This window comes from Immundisolibacter sp., assembly GCF_041601295.1.
In the GTDB taxonomy this organism is placed as follows: Bacteria; Pseudomonadota; Gammaproteobacteria; order Immundisolibacterales; family Immundisolibacteraceae; genus Immundisolibacter.
Genome location: NZ_JBFIII010000090.1, coordinates 1 through 12,256, shown reverse-complemented (window position 1 = coordinate 12,256; position 12,256 = coordinate 1). Strand labels below are relative to the sequence as shown.

At 59.1% G+C, this 12,256-nt stretch carries 6 protein-coding genes; all 6 read left to right on the top strand.

Features of this window, described 5'->3' with window-relative positions:
• Positions 1-4,342, top strand: a 4,342-nt coding sequence (locus ABZF37_RS11400; protein WP_372719994.1) for an amino acid adenylation domain-containing protein, incomplete at its 5' end; no start/stop codon positions are given.
• A gap of 194 nt (positions 4,343-4,536) precedes the next feature.
• The gene (locus tag ABZF37_RS11395) at positions 4,537-5,379 is read left to right on the top strand and encodes a thioesterase II family protein (RefSeq protein WP_372719992.1); all 843 of its coding nucleotides are present in this window, start codon (positions 4,537-4,539) and stop codon (positions 5,377-5,379) included.
• 38 nt (positions 5,380-5,417) lie between these two features.
• Positions 5,418-6,605: an efflux RND transporter periplasmic adaptor subunit gene (locus tag ABZF37_RS11390; protein WP_372719990.1), complete on the top strand. Its 1,188-nt coding sequence runs from the start codon at positions 5,418-5,420 to the stop codon at positions 6,603-6,605.
• A 55-nt stretch (positions 6,606-6,660) separates the two neighbouring features.
• On the top strand, positions 6,661-9,822 hold the full coding sequence (locus ABZF37_RS11385) for an efflux RND transporter permease subunit (protein ID WP_372719988.1): 3,162 nt from the start codon (positions 6,661-6,663) through the stop codon (positions 9,820-9,822).
• Between the two features lie 31 nt (positions 9,823-9,853).
• A complete protein-coding gene (locus tag ABZF37_RS11380) occupies positions 9,854-10,603 on the top strand; it encodes a 4'-phosphopantetheinyl transferase superfamily protein (protein ID WP_372719986.1) in 750 nt (249 codons plus the stop codon).
• Positions 10,572-12,008, top strand: a complete 1,437-nt coding sequence (locus ABZF37_RS11375; RefSeq protein ID WP_372719984.1) for a TolC family protein — start codon at positions 10,572-10,574, stop codon at positions 12,006-12,008. Before ABZF37_RS11380 ends, ABZF37_RS11375 begins: the two co-directional genes overlap by 32 nt.
• Positions 12,009-12,256: the final 248 nt, after the last annotated feature.

Genomic DNA, 12,256 nt, shown 5'->3' with positions numbered 1-12,256 from the left:
GCGCGACGCGCTCAAGGGCAGCCTGCCCGAGTACATGGTGCCGTCGCAGGTGGTGGTGCTGGAGCGCCTGCCGCTGACGGCGAACGGCAAGCTGGACCGCAAAGCGCTGCCGGCGCCGGCAGGCGACCTGCAGCGCCCGTACGAGGCGCCGCAAAGTGATCTTGAGCGTCAGCTGGCGGCGATCTGGTCGCAGGTGCTGGGGATCGAGCGGATTGGCCGGCACGACAACTTCTTCGACCTGGGCGGGCACTCGCTGCTGGCGGTGCGGGTGATCGGGCAGGTGCGGGCCCGTCACCAGGTCGAACTGTCGCTGCGGGCGCTGTTTGGGGAGCCGACGGTGGCCGCGCTGGCGGGCCTGATTGCGGGCGCCGAGCGGGCGCGCGCGCTGCCGCCGCTGGTGCCGGTGCCGCGTGACGGCCCGCTGCCGCTGTCCTTTGCACAGCAGCGATTGTGGTTTCTCGACCAGATGGTCGCGGGAAATGCCGCCTACAACATTCCATTCGCGGTACGGGTCACCGGCGACGTGGACCTGACGCTGCTGGAACAGGCGGTGCTGCAGGTCATGCAGCGCCACGAGGTGTTGCGTACACGGGTGGTGACGCAGGCCGGCGAAGCGTTCCAGGTAATCGATCCGCCGCCACAGAAGCTTCTGACGCTGGTCGACCTGAGCCACTTGAGCGCGTCGGAGCAGGAGCGCGAGGTACAGGCGCGAGCCTCCGCCGAGGCGGTGCGGCCGTTCAGGCTGGCAGCCGAGTGCCTGTTGCGTCTGACGGTGTTGCGTCTGGGGGAGCAGCAGCATGTGTTGTTGGCGACCTTGCATCACATCATCTCGGATGGCTGGTCAAACCTCATCCTGGTGGGCGAGATTGCGGAAATCTATGCCGCCCTGAACGAGCGTCGCGCACCGTCCTTGCCGGAGTTGCCGGTGCAGTACGCCGATTACGCCCAGTGGCAGCGCGCCTGGTTGCAAGGCGAGGTGTGGGAAGAGCAGGTTGGATACTGGAGGCGTCAGCTTGACGGTGTGCCGGCGCTCGAGCTGCCGCTGGATCGACCCCGCCCGGCGGTGCAAAGTTTCGAGGGTGCCGTCGAGCAGTTTTCGTTCGACCCGCAATTATGGGCGGAGATAAAAACGCTCAGCCGTCGCCAGGGAGTCACGCTGTATACGCTGCTGTTGGCCGCGTTCCAGGTGCTCCTATTCCGATACAGCGGACAGCGCGACTTTGCCGTCGGGAGTCCGGTGGCGGGCCGCAAGCTGCCACAGCTGGAGCCGTTGATCGGGTTTTTTGTCAACACACTGGCGCTGCGCACGCAGATTGAAGGCGAGCCGAGTTTCCAAGAGTTCCTGACTCAGGTACGGGACACCGTAACCGGTGCCTTCGACCATGCTGAACTGTCGTTCGAGGCGCTGCTGGAGGAACTCAAGCTGGCGCGGGATCTGAGCCTGACGCCGGTGTTTCAGGTGGCCTTCACGTTCCAGCAGCAGATGGCGGCACAGTTGGGTTTCAAGGCCGGATCGCTGTCGTTTGAAGAAGTTGGCTTTGCTGCTCAGGCCGCCAAGTTTGACCTTACGCTGGCCATGGTCGACACCGGCGATGGGTTAAGCGGCGGATTCGAGTACCGTCGGGATCTGTTCGACGCCGAGACCATTCGCGCGATGGGCGAACACCTGGAGACGCTTCTCCAAGCCATCGTTGCGGATCCAAACCAGTCGATCAGCCGCTTGCCGATGTTGTCCTCCACCCAGCGGCATGAACTGTTGGTGGAGCGAAACGCCACCACAACGCGGGTGGACGATACGCCCGTGCATGTCCAAGTGGCGCGGTGTGCGACGAGTTTTGCTACGCGTCCGGCCGTGGTGGGACCGGCGAGTTCCTTGAGCTTTGGCGAGCTGACCACTGTGGCGGGCCGAATTGCGGGCGCCTTGCATGCCAGGGGAGTCGGGCCGGGCGCGCGGGTTGGTGTCTGTCTGCCGCGTTCTCCCGAGATGATAGCCGCGTGGCTGGGCACGCTTATGGTGGGCGCGGCCTACGTGCCGCTGGACCCTGCCTTGCCGGCGTCGCGTTTGAGCTTCATGGCGGACGATGCCGAGTTGGCCCTGACCATTACCGACACCAAAACGGCCGGTTTATTGAATGAGGCACGCTGTGACTGCGTAGCCTATGCAGCGCTGCTGCGTGCTGGCGCCAAGCCGCCGTCGCTGGTCGACGATGCGGACGCATTGGCCTATCTGATCTATACATCCGGTTCCACAGGTGAGCCGAAAGGCGTGTGCCTGGGCCACCGTGGTCTTGCCAATCTGGTGGCATGGCATCGTCGGCGCTACGTCGTTGAAGACGGCGCGCGGGCGGCCCAATTGGCAAGCAGTGGCTTTGATGCGGCGACCTGGGATGTCTGGCCCTACCTGAGCGGCGGCGCAACCGTATATGTGGTTGACGACCAGACCCGGGCGCAGCCCGAGCAACTACTTGATTTCTTGCAGCGCGAGCGTATAACCCACGCCTTTCTGCCGACGCCGCTGGCGGAGGCGGTCTTGCGCCACGGTGTGCTCCCTGCAGGGCTCAGCCTGCGGCATCTGCTCACGGGAGGTGATCGATTGCGCCAGGGCATTGTGGCCGGGTTGCCATTTGAAGTGAGCAACCATTACGGCCCCACCGAATGCACAGTGCTGGCGACCAGCGCGACTCTGACGCCGGGTCGTGTGGGCCCGCCGCCGATTGGCAAGCCCATCTTCAACACGCAGGTGTTTGTGGTTGACCCGCTGGGACAGCCGGTGCCGATTGGCGTGGCGGGGGAACTGCATATCGGTGGAGTCGGTTTGGCGCATGAATACTGGCGACGGCCCGAGTTGACAGCCGCGGCTTTTATAGCCAACCCGTTCGTCCGCGAGCCGGGCCTTGCCACCAGCGAGCGCCTCTATCGTAGTGGCGATCGCGTGCGTTGGCGTCGTGATGGCGATCTCGAGTTTCTCGGGCGGATTGACGCACAAGTAAAAGTCCGTGGGTTCCGGATCGAACTCGGCGAGGTCGAAACAGCCCTCAATCGACTTGATCAAGTGGCAGCCTGCGCCGTGCTGGCCAAACCGAATCCACAAGGTGTACAGCAACTGGTGGCTTATGTCGTGTTGAGCGAAGCCGGCGCCCTGGGCGGCGATGATCTGCGCGCGGTTCTGGCGCATACATTGCCCGATTACATGATCCCGGTGGTATGGGTCTATCTGAGCGAGCTGCCGGTTACCGCCAATGGCAAGATTGACCGGCTTGGTCTGGCGGCGCGTGAGGATGCAATAGCCGCCGACGCGTTCTTGGCGCCGCGCACACCGACCGAGCAGCGCCTGGCCGACATTTGGGCACAGGAGCTCGGCCTGCCGGAAGTCGGGGTCAACGACAACTTCTTTGCGCTGGGTGGACATTCCTTGTTGGCGGTGCGCCTGATCGCGCGCGTCCAGCGCGAGTTCTCGAAGCAATTACCGCTGGCGTCCTTGTTCGAGGCGCAGTCCGTGAGTCGGTTGGCTCGCCTGCTGGATGCCGAAGACGCAGGCGCGGAATGGTCGCCCCTGGTTAGCCTGCAGGACGCTGGCGACGCCCTCCCCGTGTATTGCGTACATGAGATTACGGGACAAGTCTTCGGCTATCGAGCGTTGGCGACGGCACTGGCCGGTAGTCGGCCCGTAATCGGAATTCAGGCGCTTGGTTTTGAGAATGGTCAGCACCCATTCACGGACTTGCCGAGTGCAGCGGCGTATTACCTTGAACACGTACGCAAACGTCAGCCAGACGGTCCCTATTGCCTGGCGGGACATTCGTTCGGCGGCCTGATTGCGTTCGAGATGGCGCGTCAGTTGCGGGCCGCGGGCCAGGAAGTTGCCATGTTGGTGCTGCTCGACGTGTTCACGCCCCAGATCATGCGCGGCCTAAAGTCGATGGACAATGCCGATATCGTCAAGTTCGTGTTACGAGACAAGCTGCCCATGTCGGCGCGCAAGTTTCGTAAATTGTCCGAATCCGAGCAGCGTCGCTTACTGATGGAGCAACTGGGCGATTATTTCAGCTGGCCGCAGATTCAGCGACAGATTGAGGTATTGCGTGGTTTCAACGACATGTTGATGACTTACCGGCCGGTATCGACGGACATGGACATGCCAGTATTGCTGTTCGCCGCCGCTGGGGGTGACAACCAGGGTCAGAAGCTGGACAAGGCGTGGCGTCGACTGGTCGGTGGGACTCTGCAAACACATTACATGGACACTGATCATTTCGGCTTGCTTCAAGCAGACAGTGTCCGCGTTATTGCCGACTCCATTCATCAAGTTTCGAGTCAGTCCGAGGCGGTTGATGAAACCTGAGCAGGGGCAAACTGGACGATCACTTATGTGGTCTGGGGATGTGACTGCGCGCCATGGCTTAGCACTTTTGGTTCGGCGGCTTGAGTTGGTGTCGGTGAACTCGAACGCGGCTGTGGTGCTGGCCACCATGATCTGGCCGGCGCCGCCTGGGCGTCCAGCCGACCCATTGCTCCTCACATAGCGGTTCTTCCAGCGTGTCTTACCCACCTCAAAGCGCGCGGCCTGCATCAGCCAGTGCCTGGCTGTATCGGTTCCCAACCGGGGATCAGATTACCGCGCGCTTGTTTTGTGTTCCGTTTGCGGGTGGTTCGGCTCATGCGTTCGCGGATTGGGCGCGCGAGTTGACACCAGGCGTTGAGTTGCTGGCGGTGCAACTTCCCGGACGGGGGGCAAGAATTGCCGAGGCACCGGTTTCCAACCAAAACCAGTTGCTCGATGCAGTGTTCGAGGCGCTACTACCTTTGACCGATCTGCCCTATTTTATATTCGGGCACAGTATGGGAGGGCGCATAGCTTATGAGCTCAGCAGCCGTTTGCGCGACAGCGGACATCGCCTGCCTGAGGCGCTTGTGGTTTCGGCGACACGGCCACCCCACTTGCCTCGTACAGCGTCACCTGTCCATGACCTGCCCCGAGACGAGTTTTACGCTCAATTACGCGCCTTGGGGGGGATGTCGAGTGAGGTGCTTCAGAGTCCGGAACTACTTGAGTTATTAGAGCCTGCCTTGCGAGCGGATTTCCGGCTTGTCGAGACATGGGTACCTTTGGGACATGCTCCGTTGCCGATACCGATTCATGCCGTTGGAGGTTGTAGTGATGCTTATGTTGGCGCCAGAGATTTAGACCAATGGTCGTCGTATACGAGTAGGGGTTTTTCACTAAAGTTATTTGATGGCGGCCATTTTTATATTAACAAGAACTCTGTTATTTTCTTTAATTGGTTGCGGGAAATACTGACTCAGAAAAGCGTAATGACAGATCGCGCGGCCGATTTTTTTGGCGTCTCGGCTGACACGCTGTCTGTGTCGTCCAGGTAGCGGCGGAGATTGGATATATGATTCGGGTTTCTCAAAGCTTGGTCGTCGCGGGGCTGTTGCTGGTCGGGATCGGCGGGACCACCTGGATGTTACTGAACCGGCCACAGGCGAAAGCCCGCCCGCCGGAGGAATACATCCCGCTGGTCCGTGTCCATGAGGTCCAATTCCAAAGCGTCAACGTACCGATTTATAGCCGCGGTACCGCGGCGCCCGGGGTGACGATATCCCTGGTGGCGGGGGTCGGTGGCAAGGTGGTCGGTACGGCGCCGCAGATGACCGACGGCGGCTTCTTCAAAAGCGGCGACCTGCTTTTTGAGATCGAACGTCGTCCACATGAATTGGAAGTCACCCGCGCGCGCGCGGCGGTTGAGAATGCCCGTCTGGCTTTGGCTCAGGCCCAGGCAGCGGCGCGGGGTAACAAAGGCATCGAGGGGCTGGAGCAGAGTCCGCTTGCACGGGGAGAGCCGCAACTTCGCCAGGCAGAATCGGCGGAAGAGGCGGCACTCGCGGGCCTGGAGTTGGCCCAGCGGCAACTGGATCAGACCAGGGTTATGGCCCCATTTGACGGTCGTGTTCTGCGTCGCTTGGCCGCGGTCGGCCAGTATGTGGCGCCGGGTACACCTCTAGCCGAGGTTTACGGGACCGACCTGGTCGAGGTGCGCTTGCCCGTGGGCGACCAACAGATGGGATTGCTGCCGGAGCTGAACCAGCCCGCGCTTGTTCAGGAGGCTCCGAGTGTCGAGTTGATCGACCCGCGCAGCGAGCACGTGTGGCCGGGAACCATCGTTCGAGCCGAGGGCGAGGTTGATCTGAAAAATCGGCTGCTCTATGTCGTGGCCGTGGTGCAAGACCCTTATGGCCTGCGCGATCCGAGTTTATCTAAACACCCGTTAATGCCGGGCACTTTCGTCGAGGCAAAAATAACGGGCCGCGAATACGACAAAGTGGCTGTGCTGCCACGTGTCGCCATGGAGGGCGACAGTACGGTGTGGCTGGTAACCGACGCCGATCGTTTGGAAATGCGTTCGGTGACGACTCTGTACCGGGGCAAGGAACAAATTTACGTCAGAGGCGGGCTGCAGGATGGTGATCGGGTTCTGCTGACAAAGCTGGATACCCGGGTCGAAGGACTCCGGGTGCGTGTCGAAGGCAAGGATAAGGAATCCAGCGGCGCGAAATCAGTCGATAGTCCAGTCGCTGCTGAACCGCTCCCGGAGGCGCCTTGATAACGCAGACGTTGGCGCGCGCCGCAGAAATGCATCTCTACGCCGAGTGCTTTGCATGAAGGCGGTGATACGCTGGTTTGCCGGTCAGCCGGTGGCCGTGAACCTGATCATGTTGCTTGTGGCCTTGGCCGGATCCCTGAGTCTGTGGTTCATGCCGCGAGAGATCCTGCCCGACACGAACACCGGCGTTATTGTTATCACGGTCCCGTTCCCTGGCGCTTCAGCCCAGGAGGCAGAGGAAGGTGTCTGTAAACGCCTGGACGTTGAGCTGGTCGGTCTCGAGGGGGTGCGTGATTTCCAGACCCTGGCTCGCGAAGGGGTTTGTATCGGTACTGTACGCACGGAAAATCGCTATGACGTCGGCAAGCTGACCTTTGATGTCAGGCGGCGCGTCGAGTCCATTAACGGTTTTCCATCCAACGCGCTTAAGCCAAGCGTGGTCGAACTTACGCTGCGGGATCTGGTTGCGACGGTCGTGGTTTCGGGCGTAACGGACATGAGAGTGCTTCGCGACATCGCAGAGCAGGTTCGGGAAAACCTGCTCCGGGACACCTCGATTACCGCCGTGGAGGTGATGAACGCGGAGCCTTACGAAATCGCAATCAACGTCCCGCAAGACACCCTTGTTCAATATGGTATGTCTGTCGGTGAGATTGCAGCGGCGGTCCGCACGTCCTCCTTGGATCTTCCCGCCGGGATGATGAAAGAGGGTGGGCAGAGCGTAGCGATTGTCGTGCGCGGCGCCGAATCTTCCGCCAGCCAATTTGGGGATGTTGTCTTGCGCGCAAAGCCGGATGGCGCCCGGCTACAGATGAGTGACGTCGCCCAGGTCACCGAGGGCTTTGGGCAGGATGGCGTCCGCAGCGAGTTCAACGGACGGCCTGCCGTCGTGTTGGGCATTTACCGCGGCAGTGGGGAAGACGTTATCCGTATCGCCACGGAAGTGAAAGAAAAGGTGGCCGCCGCTGCCGCTTATGTGCCAAAAGAAATTCATGTCGATTTATGGCAGGACATCGCCAAATATCTCGGTCAGCGTCTGGACACCATTTCCTGGAACGCGTTGCAGGGTTTCTGTATCGTCTATCTCTTTCTCGCCATATATATGAGGCGTCGCTACGCATTTTGGACCAGCGTGGGAATTCCTTTCTCATTTCTGGTTACTTTCGTCGTAATGTATTACCTCGGTTTGTCCCTGAATATGGTGACCCTGTTTGCGCTGCTGATGGTGCTTGGCATCGTCGTGGATGATGCAATCGTCATAAGCGAGAGTGTCGATGCTCGCAATCAAAGGGGTGAATGGGGTGCCGATGCAGCGGTGGGAGGCGCGCTGGATGTGGCGTTGCCAGTCGTCTTGGCCTCGCTGACAACGATAATAACGTTCGCGCCACTCATGTTCATTCCGCATGCGGCAGGCAAGCTCATTGCGCCTATCCCAATCATCATCATAATTGCTCTTTTGGCATCGCTTTTCGAAGCGCTTTTTATGTTGCCTCACCATTTGTCTTACGCGCGTCCGCAAGACGCGTCGACCTCTCGCGGATCTAGAATATTCCAGCAGTTGACAAGCAAGCTTCGGGTTCAGGGATTTGTGGCACAGAGTTATGGACCATTCTTGAGGAGAATTCTCGATTATCGTTATGCCGTCATCGTCGGCTTCATGATGGTGTTACTTGTCTGTGTGGGCATGTTGGCCAGCGGCTATCTTCCGATCAGGTTTCTTTCGCAGGTTGATGCCGACACGGTCACCGCGGAACTGGCATTCTCCGAAGGTACCTCCGCAGATCAGACCGCGGAGGCCGTCGACATACTGGTCACCGGGGCGCGACAAGTGGCGGAACAGGCCAAGTTGGACCTTGGGGAAGCGCAGATTACCGATATTTTTTCTCAGGTGGGTGGCAAGAACGGAGGACATTCCGGCTCTGTTACTGTTGGTCTCCCCGTTCCGGAAAAGCGATTGTTATCCGGCGAAGAGTTGACGAAGCGGTGGCGCGAGGCAGTTGGAACGATCCCTGATGTGGAAAACTTGTCTTTTAATGCATCACTGATCCCTTCGGTTCCCGATATCAACATCGAGCTTTATGGGGAGAACCTTGACGACCTGGCTCGCGCGTCGCAGCGACTCGCTGACGCACTGGCGAAGGTTGAAGGCGCGTATGGAGTGTCGGCCGGCCATCGCCGTGGGCAACGAGAGGTAGTCCTTGAGCTGCGTCCCGTGGCCCTCGACATGGGACTTACCTTGGCGAACCTCGCCGACCAGGTACGGCAGGCCTTCCACGGCGTCGAAGTGCAGTCCTTCCAGCGGGGTCTGAGCGAGGTCAAGGTCGGTATCCGGTATCCGGAGAGCGAACGAAAATCCGGATGGTATTTGGAGAATATGCCAATCAGCCTGCCAACTGGCGATGCCGCGCCGTTGAGCAGTGTGGCAGTTCTCAAATACGATTTCGGGCCGAGTCAGATTGTCCGCAAAAAAGGTGGGCGGGTGATCGAGGTCACGGCATTCGTGGACAAGTCAATGGCGACGCCAGGAAGTGTCATGACTGCGCTCCAGGAGGAAGCGTTACCGGCGGTCATTAAGGAGTTCCCCAGCCTGGGTTGGCGGCGTGGCGGTGTTCAGGAGCAGGCCGGGAGTTACATTAGTTTTATTCTTTGGGCGGCCCTTTTTTCGACCATGATCAACTATGCCTTGATAGCCGTTCTGTTTCGATCCTATGGTCAGGCGCTACTAGTCATGTTTGCAGTCCCGTTTGGAATTATTGGCGCACTTATAGGCCACTTTCTGATGGGCGTAGAGATAACTGTGTGGTCCGCCGCCGGCGCCGTTGCGGTGGCCGGCGTGGTGGTTAATGATAATCTGGTGATTATTGACTACGTGAATCGTCAGCGCGCGGCCGGAGTTGAGCTGATTGAAGCGCTTCTGTCTGCCGGTCAGGCCCGGTTTAGGGCCGTTTTGCTTACGACCGCGACCACCTTCGGCGGCTTGGCGACTCTGATGTTCAGCAACGATTTGCAAGCCCAGTTCCTTATTCCAATGGCGGTTTCCGTGGCTTATGGTGTGGCGTTTTCGACCTTGATTACGCTGGTGCTGATGCCAGCTGCCTATCTGGTTTTGGCGGAGACCCAGGAGTGGATTACAGATTTCTCGAAGGGGCGACTTTTGTATAGAGCGCCCATATCTGTCGGTGGGTCGCCCGCGGATGAGAAGGCGGCGCGGCGCTAAGCCTCGGCGATAGCGCAAGTTTTACCAAAAGATGACGAACTCAGGCGCAGATATATGGATTTTTCCCATTGGCGAAGGACAGTCCAATGAGTTTGATGACACTTGCTATCCTGTGCTGAGCGATTCCGAGATCGCCCGGTTTGATCGTCTTCGCTTCTCCATCCATAAGCGGGAATATCTCCATTCTCATTATTTCCTGAGAACGGTGTTATCCGAATATCGGGATGTAGCCCCCGAGCGTTGGCAATTCAGTATGAATGCTTATGGAAAACCAGAAATTGCAGCGCCGGTAGACAGTGGGAGTCTGAAGTTCAATCTGTCGCATACGCAGGGGATGGCAGCATGCGTGATCACTTCGGGAATGGACTGTGGCGTCGATGTGGAGCTTCAGAAGCCCCTGCCGGATTTGGATATGGTCGCGGCAAGAAACTTTTCCCCGGCCGAGCAGGCGATGTTGGCGGAGTTGAGCGTGGCGGGACGCGTGCCGCTTTTTTATCGTATTTGGACGCTAAAGGAGTCCTACATCAAAGCGCGCGGGGTCGGACTTTCGGCGGAGTTGACGCATTTCTCGGTGCTGCCGCGGGTGGACGGTGATGGTTGGCTGGAATGCCCGCCGACCATGGACGCCCGCCCGCAGGCTTGGTCTATTTACTGGTCCGAAAACCCGGAAGGCTACCATTTCGCGGTTGCTATCAAGGGATTGGTGAAGCGAGGCGACCTTCGAGGTCGAGTTCTAAAGGGATCACAGAATGGTGGCCATTGGCATGATTTTGCCGCTTAGGCAATTCCGCGGGAAGCTCTTTTTGCTGTGCGCCGGTATGGTCCTGTTCGCTCGTCCCGTGTATTGCTTGGACCTCGCGGAGTCGATGCAGCTGGCGAAGGAGAATGACCCGCGCTGGTCACGGCTCGAGGCTACCTATATGGCGTCGGGGGAGAAGGCCAGTCAGGTCCGCGGCGCCACGAGGCCAGAACTCGGATTCAGAGCAGGGTATGCATTACAGAATTATAAGAGCGAGACCGCAGGCATACGGGTCGGCGATTCTCCATTGGCTCAGACGATCGTGGAGTTCTTTTTCCCTGATCTTGGGAAGCCTGTGAATGAAACGTTCACGTCTCAAAGTTGGGGCGTCTTTGCCAGGTATGGCTTGTGGAATCGAGATGTCTGGCAACGGGCCAAGGGGGCGAAGTTTTTCGAAAGCCAGGCTGAGGCGGAGTATCGGGCCGGGAAACAGAGCCTGTTAATGGAAGTGGCTCAGACCTATTTCAGTGCCCTGTCGGCGTTGATTGATCAGAACTTCGCGACGGCAGAACTGCGGGCCAGCGGGGCGCAGCGGGAGCAGGTACGTCACCGGTACGAACAAGGGTTGGTAAAGGACACCGATGTTTATGCGATGGACGCGGCCTTTGACCAAAGCGGTTCTAACCTTCGATTGGCGAAAGGGAAGCTTAATATTGCGCGTGGGCGACTGGGTGCCTTGGTAGGTAATGAGGTCAGCAAAATATCGGTTATGGCCGATGACGTTCAAATAGATGAAGTCGAACCGTCAGACGTGCGACATTGGACAAAGATGGCTGAGGAAATGAGTCCTGCCCTGCAAGCACGCCTTTTTGCCGCGAATGCGGCACGCAAAGAATATCAGGCGCGCAAGGCGGCACATCATCCAAAGGTAGACCTTGTTGCGAGATATGACGATATCGTGAACAAGGGAGGCTCTGGCTTTACTCCAGCCGCGCAGCAAGCCTCGGTTGGCGTCGAAGTGAGTATGCCTATTTATTCGGGTGGTCGTATAGCGGCGGCGGCGCGAGAGGCGGCTCATCGGTGGACGGAAGCGAAAGACCTGGCAAGGGAAGAGCGTATTCGGGTTCGTCGAGAGGCACAGGAGCAGTTTGAAACGGTTAATCTGAGTGCGCAGAGTGTTATGTTCCGGAAAAAGGTAATAACGACTCGTACTAAAGCGGTTGACCAAGCAGAATCGGATTTCAAGGAGGGTCTGGGGTCTTTCAGTCAGTACGTTGAAGCAATACGTATGTCGGTTGCCGCGCAAAGGGAATATGAAGCGGCGAGAATTGACTATATTCTCGAACTACTCCGTTTCCGCATGGCGGTAGGGACTTTGCAGGAACAGGATATCGAGGACGTGGACCGCTGGCTGGTTGACACCACGGGGGGTAACCGGGCCGACTGAAGCGAGAGCATTGTGGCGGTTATGGGACGACCGTGAGCCCAGGGTTATGGACACGCAGGGGTTGTTGATTTCGAAATGCTAAGAACGATTGGGAAGTTGGGCCGATGGTAACCGACCGCCGCGGTTCGGCGGGGAGTGAGGCCACCGGTCTGCCGGGCGAGTTGGTCTCGATGGTCGAGGTGCTGGGCTGGCGGGCGGGCGCGCATCCGCAGCGCGAGCTGTTCCGGTTTCTGGGCTTCGGGGAGTCG

Excerpts from the sequence above, each read along its gene's own strand:
- ABZF37_RS11380 (WP_372719986.1), top strand. The coding sequence starts at position 9,854 with ATGACGAACTCAGGCGCAGATATATGGATTTTTCCCATTGGCGAAGGA.
- ABZF37_RS11385 (WP_372719988.1), top strand. The coding sequence starts at position 6,661 with ATGAAGGCGGTGATACGCTGGTTTGCCGGTCAGCCGGTGGCCGTGAAC.
- ABZF37_RS11375 (WP_372719984.1), top strand. The coding sequence starts at position 10,572 with ATGGTGGCCATTGGCATGATTTTGCCGCTTAGGCAATTCCGCGGGAAG.